Raw genomic sequence first — 18,886 nt, forward strand, 5'->3', positions numbered from 1 at the left:
CGCCCGGTCAATTATTCACGCTCGTCGCGACGCCCCGGCACCGCCGACCACATACGGCGCACATGTACCGTGACTTCTTCACGATCGTGATAAAGCTGTTTGGCATGAATTTCTGAACTGATGCCAACCGCGTCCAACGCTTCCTTGATGGTCTGCAGATTCTGCGAAACCTCTTCGTAACGTTTTTTCATCGGTAGCTTCAGGTTGAAAATCGCCTCACGGCACCAACCTTTGACCAACCACTGGATCATCAAGCTGGTCACTTTGGCCGGTTTCTCCACCATGTCGCACACCAGCCAGTAAATCTTGCTGCTGCTTGGTTCGTATTTGAAACCGTCGGCGCGGTGATGCGTAACCTGCCCGGTATCCATCAGGCTCTGCGCCATCAAGCCATTATCCACCGCATGCACCATCATGCTGCGTTGCACCAGTTGATAGGTCCAGCCGCCCGGGCAAGCGCCCAGATCGACCGCGTGCATGCCACTGCTCAAACGTTCGTCCCACTCATCGGCGGGAATGAACACGTGGAACGCCTCTTCCAGTTTCAGCGTAGAACGGCTCGGTGCGTCGGAAGGGAACTTGAGGCGCGGAATCCCCATATAGAACGGCGAATTGTTGTTACTGAAGGAGTAGCCGACATAACAGCAACCCGGTGCGATAAAGAACACGTGAACCACCGGGCGGGTCGCGTTCTCACGCGCCATCAGCACCTTTTGCTCACGCATTGCGGCACGCAGCGGCACGGTCAGTTTACGGCAGAACTTCATCAGCTCTTTGCTTTCGTTGGTATCCGGCACTTCCACTCGCAGCTCACCGCCGCGATCGACCACGCCAATCAACATGCCGACAATCGGTGACACGCGATCTTCCGGTGGCAGATCGCGCAGCAGTTCGCCAACCACCAGCATCTGGCGGGCAAAAATCAGTTCACGGAACGGGATTTCCCGCGCCAGGCGGTCGGCGTCATCCGGCTGATAGCACTCGAACAGCACGTAGCCGCTATTATCTTTTACCCGGGCAAACCCAAAGACTTCCAGCTCGGCAGCCTTGGCGGTAATTTCCGCCGCACACTCTTTTTCAAAACCAGGACGGCAATACAACGCAAGCTTATTCATGGCGCTCGGCCTTTTTCCTCAGACGCAAAGCGCCAATCAACATCAATGCCCAGCCGATCAGGAAGCACACGCCGCCAACCGGCGTGATATAGACCCAGACCTTCAGGTGTGACAGCGCCAGACAGTACAGACTGCCGCTGAACAGTACGGTGCCGAGCGCCAACAGCGCCCCGCTCCAATAAAACCACAGGCTGACGCGGCGCTGCATCGCCACCGCCAGCACCAGGATCGCCAGGGTATGGAACCCTTGATAATCCAACCCGGTACGGATCCAGGCCATCTCGTTTGCACCCAGCGTGCCGTTTAATACGTGCGCGCCAAACGCGCCCAGGGCAACAAATACAAAGCCGCTGATAGCGGCAAAAATCAGCATTGAACGACTGCTCATCGTTATTTACCTTATTGAAGAAAACCGGCTGCCGCAGAACGGCGGCCGGCCTTATTGTTCATAGCGAAAGCGGAATTTCTCCTGCTCGCTGGCTGCCCGTGCCAGGATCCACTGACGAAAGGCGGCTATTTTACCCAGTTCTGCCTGGCTGTCATGGCATACCAGATAAAAAGCGTTTTTACTGACCAGTACATCGTTAAACGGGCAAACCAGCCGCCCGGCTTCGATTTCAGTTTGCGCCATCACGTTATTCACCAGCGCCACTCCCTGACCATGAACCGCAGCCTGAACTACCATTGCGCTGTGGCTGAAAATCGGCCCCTGTTGCACATTAATGTGCTGCAATCCCAACTGTCGGGTATAAGCCAGCCAATCGCGGCGTGAAGTATCATGCAGTAGCGTGTGATAAGCCAGATCGTCCGTCACTTTTAACGCATGTTCCCCGGTCAACAGGCTGGGTGAGCACACAGGCAACAGATATTCCGCGTATAAACGTTCGGCGCGCACCCCTGGCCAATTGCCGCGACCATAAAAAATCGCTACATCGACATCGTCCGCCAGCTTCTCTTCCTCACGGTCCACTGCCTGGATGCGCACGTCGATCCCCGGATAAGCTGAGTTAAAGCCAGAGAGCCTCGGCACCAACCACTGAATGGCGAAACTCGGCGGCAAACTGACGGTTAATGCCCCCTTGGCACTGCGCGCCTGCAACTTGCGGGTAGCTTCGTTGATCGAAGAGAAGATTTCCTTGATATCCAGGTAATAACTTTGCCCTTCTTCCGTCAGCAGCAGCGAGCGATTGCGCCGCCGAAACAGCTTCAGGCCGAGGAAGTCCTCCAGCGACTTGATCTGATGGCTCACGGCGGCCTGGGTAACGAACAGCTCTTCTGCCGCTTTGGTGAAACTCAGGTGGCGAGCCGCCGCGTCGAAGACCCGCAGCGCATTGAGAGGTGGTAAGCGTTTAGACATTTATTAGCTACTTTTGTGTAACAATATTCCGAATGATTCGGCATAAAAAATCAGGCGACGCTGTGTACCAAGTTGCAGGTCCACGACAGCAAACCGCTATCATTAGTTTTTTTAATCCGAGCCATTATAAATTGTCCGTTGAGCATGCGCCAGCAAATACCTATAGTGGCGGCACTTCCCGGGCCGGAACGAAAAGGGAGTGGGTGTCGAGGACGCCGATGAACTTTTGGCTTGTGGTTGTGATGTTGTGTTTGCAAATTGTCTGGCAATCCAGACATGGTAGCTAAGCTACTGTTTTTTCACTTCCTGTACATTTACCCTGTCTGTCCATAGTGATTTTATGCAGCACCGCAATATTTGCGGTGCTTTTTTTTGCCCGTTTTTTGACGAGGTTACTGGTTGCTTTCAACCATCTCTTTCACGTCTGAACGGTTGATCTGCTGTTCAACGCCGTTGGCGTCTTTATAGCTGATCATGCCTGTGTCGTTATCCACCTTTGGTTTTCCGTCAGCGACAATGGTGCGTCCATCATTGGTATGCATTACGTAATTGCTGGAGCATGCGGCCAGGGTAAACGTTAGCATCAGAGCAGAAATAACTGCGGCTGTTTTCTTCATTGCGGACTCCTTGTAGATAAAAATGCTGTAAAAAACCTTTTATGTTATTTAACGCCATTACTTGGTAGGCACTTAATAGCATAACAAACTTATCAGAGATTTCCAGACGATAAGTCCTAATGGACGGGAGAACTTGTCTCCGACGAAAAAATAGGACAGGATCACCCATTGACTCAGCCAGTGACAATCAGGGTATGACACCTTTTAATCCCACCGATTTTCGTAATCAGTTTCCGGCCCTGCAGCAGGCGGGAAGTTATCTCGACAGCGCCGCCACCGCGTTGAAGCCGCTGGCGGTTATCGCGGCGACGCAGCAGTTTTACCGTGACGATGCCGCCACGGTGCATCGCAGCCAACACCGCGTGGCACAGGATTTGACCGCCCGCTTCGAACAGGCGCGCCGGCAGGTCGCTACGCTGATCAATGCCCCCACGGCCGATGACATTATTTGGGTCCGCGGTACCACCGAGGCAATCAATCTGGTGGCGCAAAGCTATGCCCGCCCCCTGCTGCAACCGGGTGACGAAATTCTGGTGAGCGAAGCCGAACACCACGCCAACCTGATCCCCTGGTTGATGGTGGCGGAACAAACTGGTGCGCGGGTGGTGAAATTGCCGCTTGGTGTCGATCGCCTGCCGGACCTGACACAGCTCCCTAGGCTGCTCAACGATAAAACCCGGCTGTTGGCGCTGGGGCAAATGTCCAACGTCACCGGCGGTTGCCCGGATCTGGCGCAAGCCATCACGCTGGCCCACGGCGTCGGCGCGCGCGTGATGATCGACGGAGCACAGGGCATAGTGCACTGCCCGGCCGACGTTCAGCAGCTTGATATTGATTTTTACGCTTTCTCCGGCCACAAACTCTATGGCCCGACCGGCATAGGTGCGCTGTACGGAAAAAGCGAATTACTGGCACTGATGGCGCCGTGGCAAGGCGGCGGTAAAATGCTGACCCAGGCGTCATTCGAGGGCTTCACGCCGCAGAAACCGCCGCACTGCTTTGAGGCCGGCACACCCAATATCGCCGGCGTACTGGGGCTGGCCGCGGCACTGGAATGGCTTGGCACTCAGGATAGAGCAGGCGCCGAGCGCTACAGCCGCGATTTGGCCGATCTGGCCGAGCAACGGCTGGCGCAGTTACCGGGCTTTCGCAGCTTCCGCTGTTCAGGTTCCAGCCTGCTGGCATTCGATATTGCCGGCATTCATCACAGCGATATCGTCACTCTTTTGGCAGAGCAAGGCATCGCGCTGCGCGCCGGCCAGCACTGCGCCCAGCCGCTGATGGCGGCGTTGGGTGTCAGCGGTACACTGCGTGCGTCATTCGCGCCTTACAACACCACGGAAGACGTTGAAAACCTGGTGACAGCGCTGATCAACGCCATAGATCTGCTGGCCGACTAAATTAACTTCGGAGACGCTATGCTTGCCCCACATCCCTTTGGCAGCGAAATTACCGCCGAGGCGCTGATCGTAAAATTTACCGCGCTTAAGCAGTGGGAAGATCGCTATCGCCAACTGATTATGCTGGCGAAACAGTTGCCGCCACTGCCGGAGCCGTTACGCACGGCAGAGATGGAGCTCAGCGGCTGTGAGAACCGCGTCTGGCTGGGGCATCAATTATTGGCTGACGGCACGCTGCATTTTTATGGTGACAGCGAAGGCCGCATCGTACGCGGCCTGCTGGCAGTCGTGCTGACGGCTGTGGAAGGTAAAACGCCGCAGCAAATTGCGGTAATGGATCCGCTGGCGCTGTTTGAGCAACTGGCGCTGCGCGCTCAGCTCAGCGCCACTCGTGCCAGCGGGCTGGAAGCGTTGGCCGCCGGGGTGAAAGCGATCGCCGCGCGTTACGCCTGACGCGCGGCTTTCGCTACCATTTTCTTCAAAGCGTGGGACACGGCGACAAAGCCGAAGGTCGCGGTAACCATGGTCGCCGCACCGAATCCCGCGCTGCAATCCATTCTTTTTGGCCCTTCCGCGGTGCTGCGTGATGCGCAAACCGTGCCGTCCGGCTGCGGATACACCAGCGGTTCGCTGGAAAACACGCAATCAATGCCGAGCTTGCCCTTACTGTTTTTCACCACGTTGAAATCATTCTTCAGCCGCTCGCGCAGCTTGGCCGCCAGCGGATCCTGAATGGTCTTCGCCAAATCGGCCACCGCTATCTGCGTCGGATCTATTTGCCCGCCGGCGCCGCCGGTAGTGACCACCGGGATCTTGTAACGACGGCAATAAGCCAGCAGCGCAGCTTTCGGCCGTACGCTATCGATCGCGTCGATCACGTAGCTGAAATTGTTGTTCAGCAGCTCTGCCGCGTTGTCCGCAGTTATAAAGTCGTCAATGCAGGTTACCCGGCATTCAGGGTTGATCGCCAGAATGCGCTCCGCCATCACTTCCGTCTTTGACTGGCCAACGTGCTGGCGCAACGCATGGATCTGGCGGTTGGTATTGGTGACGCAGACATCATCCATATCGATCAGCGTAATGGCGCCGATACCGGTACGGGCCAGAGCCTCTGCCGCCCAGGAACCCACGCCGCCGATGCCAATCACGCACACATGCGCCTGGGCAAACAGCGCCAGCGCCTGCTGACCGTATAAACGTGCCGTGCCGCCAAAACGCTGCAGATAGGCTTCAGAATAGGCTGTGCTCATAACGCGTTACTTACCTTAACAATGCAAATGATAAGGGCCGGAAGATCCGGCCCTTGCGGGTCAATATCGGCGTACCCTATGACTTATTGTCGTCAGCGGGTAACCAACAACGAACCGCCGTTAGCGGAAGAAGTCTGGCTGGTAAATAGTGGCGTACCGGTGTTACCGCCTTTCAGCACCCAGACTCGGCCGTAATGATTGTAATACCCCGCCGAGTGGCCGGCGTCCGGCCCGATGCCCTGGTACATATCGAAGTGCTGGCCTTTGATAGCGCCGCCCACGTCCAGAGCCACCATCAGGCGCATCTCATATTTTCCCGTGAATTTACCCTTGTTGTCCAGCAGAGGCACTTCTGCCAGCAGCGTGGTGCCTGCCGGGATCAGTGAACGGTCGGAAGCTACCGAAGCTTTGGCAATCAAAGGTACCGCACTGGCGCCCCGTACCGGCGCAAAAGCCTCCGGACGGAAGAACACAAAGGAAGGGTTCTGCTCCAGTAACTCACGCACTTCTGCTGCGCTGTGGGTATCGGCCCACTGGCGAATCGCCTGCATCGACATATCCGCCTTGGCCACTTCGCCGCGATCGATCAGCACTTTACCGATGCTGCGATAGGCATGGCCGTTCTTGCCGCCGTAACCGAAGAACACCAGCGGCTGACCATTGCCGTAATCCACATAGCCGCTGCCCTGAACTTCCATCATAAAGTTGTCCATCAGCGAGTTGGTGTAGGCAACGATATAACGGTCATCCAGCGCGCCAGAGTAAATGCCTGCGCGATCCGGCAGGCGGCCTTTGCCTTTTGGCGGCATGCGGTACAGCGGGTAACGGAACTCACCCTGCTGGGTATAGCGCGCCTGCACGACCGGCGTATAGTAGCCGGTGAACTGCACGTTGCCGTAGTTGTCCACGCCTTCCATCTGATAGGCGCTGAGACCGTATTGGTTCAGTTGACGGGTATCGGCACCGGCGGCCATCCAGCTTTGCACTGCCTGAAAGGTGCTGTTGTTGCGATTAAACAGTGCGGGAGAAGCGTTTCTAATCTCCATCAGCTGATTCGAGTAATCCCTGGCGTTAACCGGCACGCCTTTGGCGTTGGGTTGATTCACCAACTCCAGCGACTGATCCAGATGCCCATCCTTATACTGCTGCCCCCGGTCGGTCGGCTTTGACGAACAGCCTGCCAATACCGCTACCATCAACCCGCCCAGCAGGTATTTGCCCCAACGTCCTTTCATCGCACACACTCTCAAACAGATATGATCTACCGGCGAACGATAACAAACACCCATAGATAAGGGAATCGCCGCAAATAAAAAAACCCGCACGGCGGATAACGATGAAAAAGAACGCAAATTGCGGACTAATTCAGCATAAAGATGGCTTTAACTCAATTAATTGCAAAAAGGGTTGCAACAAAATGCACGGAGAGTATAGTGCGCTTCCATCGGACGCGGGGTGGAGCAGCCTGGTAGCTCGTCGGGCTCATAACCCGAAGGTCGTCGGTTCAAATCCGGCCTCCGCAACCAACCGATACTGCATCAGCGGTATCACGTAAAGGTTGGGATTCGATGAAAAAAGTATTATACGGACGCGGGGTGGAGCAGCCTGGTAGCTCGTCGGGCTCATAACCCGAAGGTCGTCGGTTCAAATCCGGCCCCCGCAACCAACCGATACTGTACCAGCGGTATCACATGAATGTTGGGTTTCGATAATACAAGCATTAAGACGGACGCGGGGTGGAGCAGCCTGGTAGCTCGTCGGGCTCATAACCCGAAGGTCGTCGGTTCAAATCCGGCCTCCGCAACCAATCTTAATGACTACAGATAAGCACCTTAACGGGTGTTTTTTTGTATCTGAAATCTGCCAAAACCCGGCCAGGCACCCACCCAGCCGCATCAGCTTACACCTTATCCGCGCGCTGCCGCGCCGCCGTTGGCGAAATACGCCTTGATACCCGCCAGAATGGATTCCGCCACCTGCTGTTGGAAATGACTGGTTCGCAGCTTACGCTCTTCTTCAATATTGCTGATAAACGCCGTCTCAACCAGGATCGAAGGGATATCGGGGGCTTTTAACACCGCAAAACCGGCCTGATCGACGCGATTCTTGTGCAAACGGTTTATTTTGCCCATTCGGTTCAGCACTTCCTTGCCGAATTTCAGACTGTCGTTGATGGTTGCGGTTTGGATCAAATCAAACATGGTGTGATCCAGATAGCGATCGCCGCTTTTGCTTACGCCGCCGATTTTGTCCGATTCGTTTTGAGTTTGCGCCAGGAATTTCGCCGCCGAACTGGTGGCGCCCTTGGTCGATAGCGCAAATACCGAAGATCCGCGCGCGGCCTGGCTGGTAAAGGCATCGGCATGGATAGAGACGAACAGGTCGGCACGCTGCTTGCGCGCCTTCGCCACCCTCACCTTCAGCGGAATGAACACATCTTCATTGCGCGTCATAAACACCTTCATATTCGGTTCGCGCTTGATTAACGCGCTCAGTTTGCGGGCGATCTGCAACACGATATCCTTCTCGCGCGTTTTGAATTTGCCAATCGCCCCCGGATCCTCGCCGCCGTGGCCGGGATCCAGCATGATGACAATCGGGCGATCGCGCCCCGCCTTGCCTGCCTGCGGCGCCTCGGCCGGCAAAGTGCGCTCGAGATCGCCCTTGTTGTAATCTTCCAGTAATGCCAATAGCGGATCATAGTCTTCGCCAGTGCCGCCCTTGCTGGGATACAGATCCATCACCAGACGGTTGCGATATTCCGGTACCGGCGGCAGAGTAAACATATGAGGGCTGACGCTCTGCTTAAGTTCCAACACCAGCCGAACGGTGTTTTGATCAAACTGACCGACGCGCGCCTGTTTCAAATAGGGATCGTCAGCGCGAACCTGGCCGACAATGCCCTTCAAAACGCTATTGAGATGCACCCCTTCGATATCCACCACCACGCGATCGGGATTGGTCAGCGCAAACTGTTTATATTTCAGTTCGGTGTTTGATTCGAGCGTCACCCGGGTATAAGTAGAAGAAGGCCAGACACGTACGGCAATCACGTGCGATGATGCCGCGAAGCCTATGCGACTCACGCTCAGCAACCAACTTGCGGCAACCCCCTGCAATAGACGACGGCGGCCCAGATTGTGATTTGAGTTTGGCATGCGACTCCGGCAGTGATAACAGGTTAAAACAGATGAAAAAACGCCGATAAAACGGGAATGGCAAAAACTTTAACGAATCCTCCCGGCGCTGTCATCAGAAAATCTTTCCAAGGTTTTTCAATTTATTACCCCATTAGCCCCTTCCGCAAATAAATACAGACAATTTCCCGCTTGCCATCGGGGCTATAAAAGAATAAAAATACAAAAATATCGTATAAATATGCAAAAGAGGTTTTGCCGTGAAGGAACGTAGTACCGAGCTTGTTCAAGGATTCCGTCACTCAGTTCCCTATATCAACGCCCACCGCGGCAAGACGTTTGTCGTCATGCTTGGGGGAGAAGCCATAGAGCATGAGAATTTTTCCAACATCGTCAACGATATCGGGCTGCTGCATAGCCTGGGGATTCGTTTGGTGGTGGTCTATGGCGCACGGCCGCAGATCGACAGCAATCTGGCGCAGCATAACTACGAACCTATTTATCACAAGCATACCCGGGTCACCGACGCCCACACGCTTGAGCTGGTTAAGCAAGCGGCGGGCCTGCTGCAACTGGACATCACCGCACGGCTGTCGATGAGCCTCAACAATACGCCGCTGCAAGGCGCGCACATCAACGTGGTCAGCGGCAACTTTATCATTGCCCAGCCGTTAGGGATTGATGACGGCGTGGACTATTGCCACAGCGGCCGTATTCGCCGTATTGATGAAGAAGCGATCCACCGTCAACTCGACAGTAACGCTATCGTGCTGATCGGTCCGGTCGCCGTTTCCGTTACCGGCGAAAGCTTTAACCTGACGTCAGAAGAAGTGGCCACCCAATTGGCCATCAAGCTGAAGGCGGAAAAAATGATCGGGTTCTGCTCGTCGCAGGGCGTCACCGATCAGGAAGGCAATATCATTTCCGAGCTGTTCCCCAATGACGCGCAAAAACGTATCGAAGAACGCGAAGCCAGCGGCGATTACCATTCAGGCACCGTACGTTTCCTGCGTGGTGCGGTGAAGGCCTGCCGCAGCGGCGTGCGCCGCAGCCACCTGATCAGCTATCAGGAAGACGGAGCGCTGGTGCAAGAGTTGTTCTCACGCGACGGTATCGGCACCCAGATCGTCATGGAGAGCGCCGAACAGGTACGCCGGGCGACCATTAACGATATCGGCGGCATTCTGGAACTGATCCGCCCGCTTGAACAACAGGGTATCCTGGTGCGCCGCTCCCGTGAGCAACTGGAGATGGAGATCGACAAATTCACTATTATTGAGCGCGATAATCTGACCATCGCCTGTGCGGCGCTGTATCCGTTCCTGGAAGAGAAAATCGGCGAGATGGCCTGCGTGGCGGTACATCCGGACTACCGCAGCTCATCCCGCGGGGAAATGCTGCTGCAACGGGTGGAAAGCCAGGCGCGTCAGATGGGTTTGCAAAAGCTGTTCGTGCTGACCACACGCAGCATCCACTGGTTCCAGGAGCGCGGTTTCACGCCGGCGGAAGTGGACGTGCTGCCGATGCAAAAACAGGCGCTGTACAACTACCAACGCCGTTCGAAGATTCTGCTGGCGGACTTGTAATCCTCTGCGGGCGTGGCCTACGCCCGTCTTCTTTCAAGCTGTAGCCTTGTTGACTGCAGTTTGAAAGCCTCAGTACCCGTTTCGCTTTTATACCGTTATCTGCAAGCGCTCCGCCAACCCGCTGCGGCGTTGGGTTGGCGTGCGGATCGCCCGCATCAGCACGCTATCGGTGGCATACAGCGAAAGCTGGCTACGTGCGCGGGTGATGGCGGTATACACCAGTTCACGGGTCAATACCGGCAGGAAATGATTGGGCAACACCAGCACCGTATGATCAAACTCCGATCCCTGAGACTTATGCACCGTCATTGCATAGGCGGTTTCATGCGCCGGTAAACGGCTCGGTTGCACCGATTTGATGTTGCCGTCCGGCAGTTGGAAGTGCACGCGCAGCTCGCCGCTCTCATCACGCAAGGCGATACCGATATCGCCGTTAAACAGCCCCAGCGCACTGTCGTTGCGGCCAATCATCACCGGACGACCGGGATACCAACGCCCTAAAGCCCCTGGCGTACGCTGGATCAGCCCGGCCCGTTGCAACCCCGCCTCGATACGCTCGTTCAGCCCGGCGATACCGAATGGCCCTTCGCGCAGCGCGCACAGCACCTGGAAACGACCAAACGCCTCCAACACCTCTCCCGCATCCGCCCTGGCAGCGACCCGCTGCAAATAATCACCATAGCCTGCTACACAGGCGTTCAGCAGGGCCTGATAGTCCTCCGTTTCTGCCAATGGGTAACCCGCAACGTCACTGAAGCTGCCGCTGAGTGCCCAAGCCGCCCGCTTGCCGTCACCGGCATTCACCGCAAAGGCCAATTGGCCAATGCCCGAATCGGCATCAAAACGATAACTTTTGCGCAGCAGGCACAGGCTGTCTCGTACCGCCGCTTCCGCCTGCGCACTTTGCCCCTGCAACAGGCAGCCGGTCAGCCGGGTGAGTTGTTCCGCGCGAGCAGCGCTGTATCCCTGCTCGGCAAAACGGCAGATATCCCCCAGAACAGCACCGGCCTCTACCGACGCCAGTTGATCTCTGTCGCCAAGGAAAATCACCCGCGCCTGGGTGGGCAATGCGGCAATCAAACGCGCCATCATCGGCAGATCGACCATTGAAGCCTCGTCCACCACCAGCACATCCAGATGCAGCGGGTTGCCACGGTGATAACGCATGCGCTGGCTATTGGGCTGAGCGCCCAACAGGCGGTGCAGCGTCGACGCATCGGTGGGGAACAACGCACGTTGCTCCGGGGTTAACGCCAACTGCCTGCCGGCGCTGCCGAGCGATTCGGTCAAACGCGCCGCCGCCTTGCCGGTGGGTGCCGCCAGTTGAATACGCAAACGCCTGCCATCGGCAAGCTGTACCAGCGCAGCCAGCAATTTGGCGACGGTGGTGGTTTTGCCGGTGCCCGGCCCACCTGAAATCACCGCAATACGCCGCGTCGCGGCCACTGCGGCAGCAATTTTCTGCCAGTCCGGCTCATTCGTCGCCTCGCCGAACAGCCGATCGAGGATGGCTCGCAGTTCAGGCTCGTCAACCGCCTGATGGATACTGTCGCTGCTGATAAACTCTGCTACCTCGCCTTCGTTCTGCCACATGCGCTGCAGGTACAAACGCTGCTGTTGCAGCACCATCGGCATGGCGCTGCTGCCGTCACCCACCGCCGCACTGGCCGTCAGGCGCTGCTGCCAACGGGCAAGATCCGGTTGCCCGGCCGCCAGCCACACGGCTTGAGCCAATTCCGGCTGACGCCCCTCAAACAGATTTTCCGGCAGTAACTGCTCCAGCATCAGGCAAACATGGCCGGCGCCTGCTTCCGCACTGAGGCAGGCGGCAGCCAGCAAAATGTCAGGCTCTTCCTCCCCGGCCACTATACGGGCGAACTGCAAGTCCAGCGGGCGCAGCACGCCAAGTGCCTGCGCCTGCTCCAGTAGAGCGATCATGGTTCATCCTCCGCCGTAATGGCTTCGCCGCTGAACAGGCGGTCCATACCTTCCACCAACTGCGGCTCTGGGCGGCAGGCGAAAATGCCGTTGCCCGGGTGCTGTGCGTCTACCCCGCGTAGGAACAAATAAATCACTCCGCCGAAGTCGCGCTGATAGTCATAATCCGGCAACCGATGGCGCAGATAACGATGCAGAGCCAGCGTGTACAGCTGATATTGCAGATCGTAGCGGTGTTCCGCCATCGCCTGCTCCATCGCCGCACGGGTATAAGCGCTGCTGTCCTCTCCCAGCCAGTTGGATTTGTAATCCAGCAGGTAGTATTTTCCCTGCCAGCAAAACACCAGGTCGATAAACCCCTTCAACATTCCCTGCACCTGCTGGAAATTCAGCGTCGGGCAGCGGGCTGAAAGCGGATCGTATTTTTTCACCAGCTTATCCAGCTCGCCCGCCTGCAACAGTTTTTCTATGGGTAAGTAAAACTGCAGCTCGGCCTGTTTATACTGCGGTGCCAGCGCCGACAACGAAACACCGGCATCATTGAGCGGGACATTCAGCAACACCTGCATCCATGCCAGCAGTACCGGTTGCCAGTGCTCGGCAAACCCTTGCTGTTGCAACTGTTCAAACAGCCATTGCTCATCAAGGGGTTGGGTGAAATCCAGCGTTTCAAACAGGCTGTGCAAGAAGGTTCCCGGTGCTGCGCCGCGCGGGAAGGTATGCGGTGTGAGCGCTGGCTCACTGTCCAGCGCCTGTTCGCCTGCGGCGTCGACATCCAGCCGTGGCAGCAGATCCTGCATCAGGCCAGAGCCGTGTTGCTGCAGGCCGGTGTAACTTGTCACCCGCCAGAAATCCTGCACCGGGCGCGTGAAACTTTTTGCCGCCAGCTCGGTTAACGCCGGCGCTTGGGGCAGCCAAGCCTGTTCATCCAGTTGTTCAACCAACGACAGTGCAACTCCCCCTCCAGCCAGTTGCTGCAGACGTTGTTGCAGCCAGGCCGCATCTCCGGCCTGGCCGGCCTGCACCAGGTAACCCAGCGCACTGCGGTGCAAATCGGTATCACCCTGTTTCTTGCGCGTACCCTGGATCAATGGCGCTATGCCGATGCTGCAGTGGTATACCGAACGGGTCAAGGCTACGTACAGCAGGCGCAAATCTTCTGCCAACCGCTCTTCTTCCGCCCATTCGATACTTTCTTCATCGGCGTTAAGGTCAAGCAGGGCCTGGAAACTCTGCCGATCGTGGTACAGCACCTGCTGCTGCTGACGGAAATTGCCGACGAACGGCAACCACACCAGATCGAACTCCAGCCCTTTCGATTTATGGATGGTGATCACCTTTACCAGATGGCGGTCGCTCTCCAGCCGCAGTTGCTGGTTGTCGGATTGGCGATTTGGTTGGGCAATCTGCTGTGCCAGCCAGCGCACCAGCGCATGTTCGCTGTCGAGTTGCGCAGAGGCCTCTTGCAACAACTCCCCCAAGTGCATCACGTCGGTCAACCGACGCTCGCCGCCGGGGCTGGCCAGCAGATTTTCCGCCAGGTGGCGCTCATTCATCACCTCACGCAGCATGGGCAAGACACCACGGCGCAGCCAGAGCGTACGGTATTCATCGAACTCATTGACCAGCCTATCCCAGGCGCGTTCGTTGCGATTCAAGCCGTCCAGCGCCTGCGCATCCAACCCCATCAGCCCGGTCGCCATGGCGCTGCGCAGCGTGCGCTCCTGCTCCGGCGCCAGCACCGCCTGCAACAGCCACAGCAAATCCTTGGCTTCCGGCGTATCAAACACGCTGTCGCGGTTGGACAAATAGACCGACGGGATGGCCAGAGCGCTGAGCGCATCACGCACCAACGCCGCCTCATTGCGGCTGCGCACCAGCACGGTAATATCGGAAGCCTGCACCGCCCGCCGCTTTTCGCCGTCCACCAGCCAGGCCTGCTGACGTTGCCCGGCACTGAGCCAGTCACGGATTTGCGTGGCGCACAGGCGCGCCATCAATTGTTGGTACTCACTAACGCCAACGCCTTCACCCTGCTGCAGCCAAAACTGCATCGCCGGCTGTGGCTGATCATTCAGCTCAAACGCCAACCCGCGATTTTTCTCGGCGGCGGCCACCTCAATAAAGGGAATTTGACCGAACAGGAAGGGTTTTTCTACCTGAGTAAACAGATGGTTAACGCTACCCACCATTGCCGGTGACGAGCGCCAGTTAGTCTCAAGTGTGTAGTGGGCGCTTACCTCGGAACGGGCGCGCATATAGGTAAAGATGTCGGCACCGCGGAAGGCATAAATAGCCTGTTTCGGGTCGCCTATCAGCAACAGGCCGCATTCCGACCGGCCGACGTAGAGCTTTTGGAAGATACGGTATTGCTGCGGATCGGTATCCTGGAACTCATCGATCATCGCCACCGGATAACGCTGGCGAATCGCCTGCGCCAACCGCTCGCCGCCTTCACTTTGCAGCGCACTGTCCAACCGACTTAGCAGATCGTCAAAACCCAGTTCGGCGCGTTGGCGTTTCTCCTGTTGAATGGAGAGACGAATCTCACTCAGCGCCCGCGCCATTATCAAATCGCGCAACGTCAGCGGCTCATCAAACAACTCATCTATTGCCACAAACAAGGCATGCCGGGGCGGATCGCCCTTTTTGGTTTTATCCAGCAGCACTGACTGACGGAATTTTTCCAGCTCTTTCGGCAACTGGTAATCCTGGGTTTCCAGCCCCCCCCATTCACCCACCTTATGCAACCAATTAGGCAGGTGTTTACTGCTGTAGCTGCGCTTATCAACGCCGGACTGGCTGATTAGCGCCTCCAGATCCCCCGCCGCCGCCTGCCACTGTGCTTTGATAGCGTCAATGCGCGCCACGATCTGCTCATGGCGCATCAATACCGTTTCTTCATCTTTCGGTGGCCGACGCAACGTTGGCGCTTCGCCGCTCAGATAGCCGGAAAGATCGGCCAGCAGCGCCTCCGGGCCGCTCCACTCCTGGCTCACCGCCCGGGCGACGCCCAATGGCAACGGATAACAATGGCGACGCCAGAAGTCTGCACAGGCTTGACGCCGTAGCGGCAATTCATCCTGCACCAGCGTTTGCTCAAACAGAATGCCGGACTCGAAGGCGTTGTGAGTCAACATGCGCTGGCAAAAGCCGTGGATGGTGTAGATCGCCGCTTCGTCCATCTGCCGTTCGGCCGCTAACAGTTGCGCGGCGGCATCGGGCAGATCGTCAATCTCCGCCATCAGCGCAGACAACAAGGGATCCTTGCTGAGACCGCGGACGCAAGCAATGCGTAACGCATGGATATTGCTGCGAATACGCCCACGCAGCTCTTCGGTGGCCGCCTCGGTAAAGGTCACCACCAGAATCTCCTCCACCGTCAGCCGCCGGGGAAAGGCCGCCGCCTGGCCCAGGCCAAGCAGCAAGCGCAGATACAGCGCACCTATGGTAAAGGTTTTGCCGGTCCCCGCCGACGCTTCTATCAGCCGTTCGCCAAACAGCGGCAGCGTCAGCGGATCAAGCCTCTGCGGGGCAGCCTCTGTCATGGTGTCGCCACCTTACGCGGCAGGGTTTGCTGCAGGGCAGAGGCGTTTGGATAGGTGACCCAGTCCTGCTGCACGGCATAATCCGCTTTCTCTTGCCCGCTGCCGCTGACCTGCGACAGCACCGCCAGCCCCTGCGGCTGAATGACCGCCTGGTGGAAATAATCCGCCAGTTTGGTCGGCGTCAGTTGCTTAACCTGCTCAATAAGCTTCTCGCGGGTATCGAAGGTAAAATTGCCGCGATCGAAATCATTGGCAAAGCGGCTGGCTTCTTCGCTCAGGGTTTGCGGGCGCTGTTTCAGTTCGTTGATCATCGCCTGCTTGTACTGTTCAAAGTCCGCGTCTTTCATCTCACGCAGGCGCTTTTCAGTTTTCGGGTAGAAATCCTGATAGCGTTGATACAGATATGCCGGCTGCTTGCTGTTGCTTTGCAGCAGGAAACCAATCCCCCACTGGCGGCCCACGGACATTGGGAAAGCAAACACCGCATAACCCAATTGTTCCTGAGTACGCAGTTGGCTGTAGAACCAGGGCTGGATAATCTGCCCCAGCAGCGAGCTGTAAGCCATGCCGGTCACTTCATCATACCCGGTCGGCACATAGACTGCCGCCAGCGCCGAGTCGGTGCTGCTGCCCGCACGCTGCAGGTTAGCCAACTGTTTTTTAGCCACTTCAACGTCTTCGCCGTGCCACCATTCAATGCCGGTGCAGCCCAGGCGGTGTTTCAGCGTTGAGGCCAGGGTATCCACCTGTTGCTTGCTCATATTGCCCACCACCAGCAACTCCGGTGTGGCGTCGGCCAACAGGCTGTCGCGGTATGCCAGAACGTCTTTCAGCGTCAGGGTCTTCAGCACCTCGCGGCGCTCACTGCGCTCGGAGTACGGCACGCGGGAAACCATCTGCACCGGTTGGATCGCCAGCTCGAACGCTTTCCCTTTCTCAGCCGAATCCAGCTGTTCCAGATACCAGGATTTGGCCTGCGCCAGTTGATCTTCCGTCGGCGTGAAGTTGGAATAGCCCTCAATCAGCGAGGTCAGCAACTGCGGCAAACGCTGGGTAAAGCCGTTGGCATTGAACATCAGGCCATTGTTCGGCGAAGTCGAGAAGCTCAGCCCGCCAATCGAGGCCTGATAACTCAGTTGATCCAGCGAAATACCCGCCAGATAGTCGGTCAGCGAAAACAGCACCTGATTGCGCGCAGAATCCATGGTTTTTGCGTTGCGGAACGCCACTGTGACATCGGCTTTCGGCTCGTCGGCGAAGTAACGGCTTGGCATATACAACACCCGCAGACCCGGCTGATCGACCACCATTTCCGGTTTCTTGAACTCGTGAGACGGTTTGTTCAGGGTAAAGTCATCGGGAATATACGGATTCAGCGCAGGCAACGAGAGACTGATCCCCTTGCCCAACTGCTGCCACTGTTCGAAACGCTGCGGCTCGATTTTATCAACCTGATAAGGCGCGTTGACGAAATAGGCCATCTTGTTATGCGGCTCATTCGGGCTGACAAACCAGATGCGCGCATTTTGCGGCGTCATGGCGTCCAGCCGTTCGGCAATCGCCTTGGCGTCATAGCGATCGGCCAGGTAAGGCGCATCCAGCGTGTGTTCTACCGGCACGCGCAGCATGGTGTCCACCAACCATTCTATGTAGTCCATATCGCGGGTGATCGACGGGTAGCGGAAATCCAGGTTGAGAACGTGGGAGATCTCATCGAAATAGCTTTGCTTGATGCCTTCGCTGCGCAGCATTTTCAGGTAGTTAAAGATGGCGGCCACCACCTCATCACGCTTGGCCAGGCCTTTATCGGTCAGGGATACGCTGATTGAGAATACCCCGCCGTTGCGATCCACCATCGGATCGGCCCCGGCGTTGATCGCATCCGCCAGCCCCTGTTTTTGCAGCCAGTCAGACAGGGTATTTTGGCTACGGTTGCCAATCAGGTAGCTAATATAAGTATCGGTCTTACTGCGGAATTCAGCGCTGTTGTTATCAATGCGGAACTCCACTTTCAACTGCTTGCGCGGCTGTGCCGGCACATAGTGGATGATGATGCCCTGCTGTTCAGGGGTGACCGCCGGGACGGTAATTGGCGGCACGCTGGCTTCGCGATTGGGCACTTTGCCGAACGTATTGGCCGCCAGTTCGGCCAGTTCCGGCAATGGCTTGCTGCTGTACAACACGCCCATCATCAGGTTGCCCGAATAATAACGCTGGTAGAATGACGTCAGTTCGTCATGCAGCTTGCTGCCCGGCTTGTCCTTCAGGGTATCGAGGTTACCGCCGGAGAAACGCGCGCTCGGGTGAGCCGGGTTCAGCGTTTCCGCCCCGACCTGCGCCATGCGCATGCCGTCGCGTGAACGCGCCATCGTCAGTTCGGCATTGACCGCATTGCGTTCGCGATCGGCATTGCCGGGATCCAGCAGAGGCTCCGCAATGGCGTCCGCCATGCGGTCTACCGCCGGCGCTAACGCGTCGTTTTCCACTTCCAGATAGAACGCGGTGCGATAAGACGCGGTGCTGGCGTTGTGGCTACCCCCGTGCTTTTTCAGAAACTCCGCCAGGTTTTCCGGCTGCGGATAGCGCTTGGACCCCATCAGCACCATGTGCTCCAGGTAGTGCGCCAGCCCAAGTTGGCTGTTCGGATCCTCCAGCGATCCCACCGGCAGCGCCAGTGCCGCCAATGATTTTGGCGCCTGAGCATCGGATACCAACAAGACGGTCATGCCGTTTGCCAGCTTAATCGCCTGATATTGGCGTGGATCGTGATCGCTTTTGTTGATCTTCTCCGCCAGCGGTTGCCATCCCTGTGCGGCCCAGCTTAACGGTGCCCAACACATGGCCAATAATACTAACCCGGTAATGCGGGCCAACTGTCTGCGCATATCCAAAATGAACCCCTATTCTGACACCGCTACGCCAAATCCCTGACGTTGGC

13 protein-coding genes and 3 tRNA genes are annotated in these 18,886 nt (G+C 57.1%); 6 read left to right on the top strand and 10 right to left on the bottom strand.

Translation table 11 applies throughout. The features are described 5' to 3' along the window. Nucleotides 1-11: 11 nt before the first annotated feature. The 4 genes from rlmM to ACUTSW_RS11640 form a co-directional block, all read right to left on the bottom strand. On the bottom strand, nt 12-1,115 hold the full coding sequence (gene rlmM, locus ACUTSW_RS11625) for a 23S rRNA (cytidine(2498)-2'-O)-methyltransferase RlmM (protein ID WP_013814279.1): 1,104 nt from the start codon (nt 1,113-1,115) through the stop codon (nt 12-14). Then, the gene (locus tag ACUTSW_RS11630; protein ID WP_004952246.1) at nt 1,108-1,503 is read right to left on the bottom strand and encodes a DUF423 domain-containing protein; all 396 of its coding nucleotides are present in this window, start codon (nt 1,501-1,503) and stop codon (nt 1,108-1,110) included. Before ACUTSW_RS11630 ends, rlmM begins: the two co-directional genes overlap by 8 nt. A gap of 51 nt (nt 1,504-1,554) precedes the next feature. Then, complete coding sequence (locus ACUTSW_RS11635) at nt 1,555-2,472, bottom strand: transcriptional regulator GcvA (RefSeq protein ID WP_004952248.1); 918 nt, start codon at nt 2,470-2,472, stop codon at nt 1,555-1,557. A gap of 392 nt (nt 2,473-2,864) precedes the next feature. Beyond that, nucleotides 2,865-3,089, bottom strand: a complete 225-nt coding sequence (locus tag ACUTSW_RS11640) for a YgdI/YgdR family lipoprotein (RefSeq protein ID WP_004952250.1) — start codon at nt 3,087-3,089, stop codon at nt 2,865-2,867. A 194-nt stretch (nt 3,090-3,283) separates the two neighbouring features. Here ACUTSW_RS11640 and csdA point away from each other — a divergent pair, with 194 nt between their 5' ends. Both csdA and csdE read left to right on the top strand, forming a co-directional pair. Continuing rightward, the gene (gene csdA / locus ACUTSW_RS11645) at nt 3,284-4,489 is read left to right on the top strand and encodes a cysteine desulfurase CsdA (protein ID WP_445584480.1); all 1,206 of its coding nucleotides are present in this window, start codon (nt 3,284-3,286) and stop codon (nt 4,487-4,489) included. Between the two features lie 18 nt (nt 4,490-4,507). Further along, a complete protein-coding gene (gene csdE, locus ACUTSW_RS11650; protein WP_062868375.1) occupies nt 4,508-4,942 on the top strand; it encodes a cysteine desulfurase sulfur acceptor subunit CsdE in 435 nt (144 codons plus the stop codon). Here the strand turns inward: csdE and tcdA are convergent. Together tcdA and mltA are read right to left on the bottom strand one after the other, a co-directional pair. Then, nucleotides 4,933-5,739, bottom strand: a complete 807-nt coding sequence (gene tcdA, locus ACUTSW_RS11655) for a tRNA cyclic N6-threonylcarbamoyladenosine(37) synthase TcdA (protein ID WP_004952255.1) — start codon at nt 5,737-5,739, stop codon at nt 4,933-4,935. The genes csdE and tcdA overlap by 10 nt on opposite strands. Nucleotides 5,740-5,831: 92 nt before the next feature. Next, nucleotides 5,832-6,974, bottom strand: a complete 1,143-nt coding sequence (gene mltA / locus ACUTSW_RS11660; protein ID WP_062868376.1) for a murein transglycosylase A — start codon at nt 6,972-6,974, stop codon at nt 5,832-5,834. 214 nt (nt 6,975-7,188) lie between these two features. On the opposite strand from mltA, the gene ACUTSW_RS11665 reads away from it, so the two are divergent. The 3 genes from ACUTSW_RS11665 to ACUTSW_RS11675 all read left to right on the top strand — a co-directional run bounded on the left by ACUTSW_RS11665 (nt 7,189) and on the right by ACUTSW_RS11675 (nt 7,546). Next, nucleotides 7,189-7,265 (top strand) — tRNA-Met (locus ACUTSW_RS11665). Nucleotides 7,266-7,328: 63 nt separating this feature from the next. Continuing rightward, nucleotides 7,329-7,405, top strand: a tRNA-Met gene (locus tag ACUTSW_RS11670). Between the two features lie 64 nt (nt 7,406-7,469). Then, a tRNA-Met gene (locus ACUTSW_RS11675) sits at nt 7,470-7,546 on the top strand. A 100-nt stretch (nt 7,547-7,646) separates the two neighbouring features. Here the strand turns inward: ACUTSW_RS11675 and amiC are convergent. Beyond that, a complete protein-coding gene (gene amiC / locus ACUTSW_RS11680) occupies nt 7,647-8,897 on the bottom strand; it encodes an N-acetylmuramoyl-L-alanine amidase AmiC (RefSeq protein ID WP_445584481.1) in 1,251 nt (416 codons plus the stop codon). A 239-nt stretch (nt 8,898-9,136) separates the two neighbouring features. Here amiC and argA point away from each other — a divergent pair, with 239 nt between their 5' ends. Next, a complete protein-coding gene (gene argA, locus ACUTSW_RS11685; protein ID WP_006327565.1) occupies nt 9,137-10,462 on the top strand; it encodes an amino-acid N-acetyltransferase in 1,326 nt (441 codons plus the stop codon). Nucleotides 10,463-10,549: 87 nt separating this feature from the next. On the opposite strand, the gene recD is transcribed toward argA, so the two are convergent. The 3 genes from recD to ptrA are packed head-to-tail and all read right to left on the bottom strand — an operon-like array spanning nt 10,550 to nt 18,833. Beyond that, a complete protein-coding gene (gene recD, locus ACUTSW_RS11690; protein ID WP_004952266.1) occupies nt 10,550-12,400 on the bottom strand; it encodes an exodeoxyribonuclease V subunit alpha in 1,851 nt (616 codons plus the stop codon). Beyond that, nucleotides 12,397-15,948, bottom strand: a complete 3,552-nt coding sequence (gene recB, locus ACUTSW_RS11695) for an exodeoxyribonuclease V subunit beta (protein WP_445584482.1) — start codon at nt 15,946-15,948, stop codon at nt 12,397-12,399. Before recB ends, recD begins: the two co-directional genes overlap by 4 nt. Next, nucleotides 15,945-18,833, bottom strand: coding sequence for a pitrilysin (gene ptrA / locus ACUTSW_RS11700; RefSeq protein ID WP_063200275.1), 2,889 nt, complete (start codon nt 18,831-18,833; stop codon nt 15,945-15,947). Before ptrA ends, recB begins: the two co-directional genes overlap by 4 nt. Nucleotides 18,834-18,886: the final 53 nt, after the last annotated feature.

The sequence above is a fragment of the Serratia sp. TSA_198.1 genome (assembly GCF_052686505.1).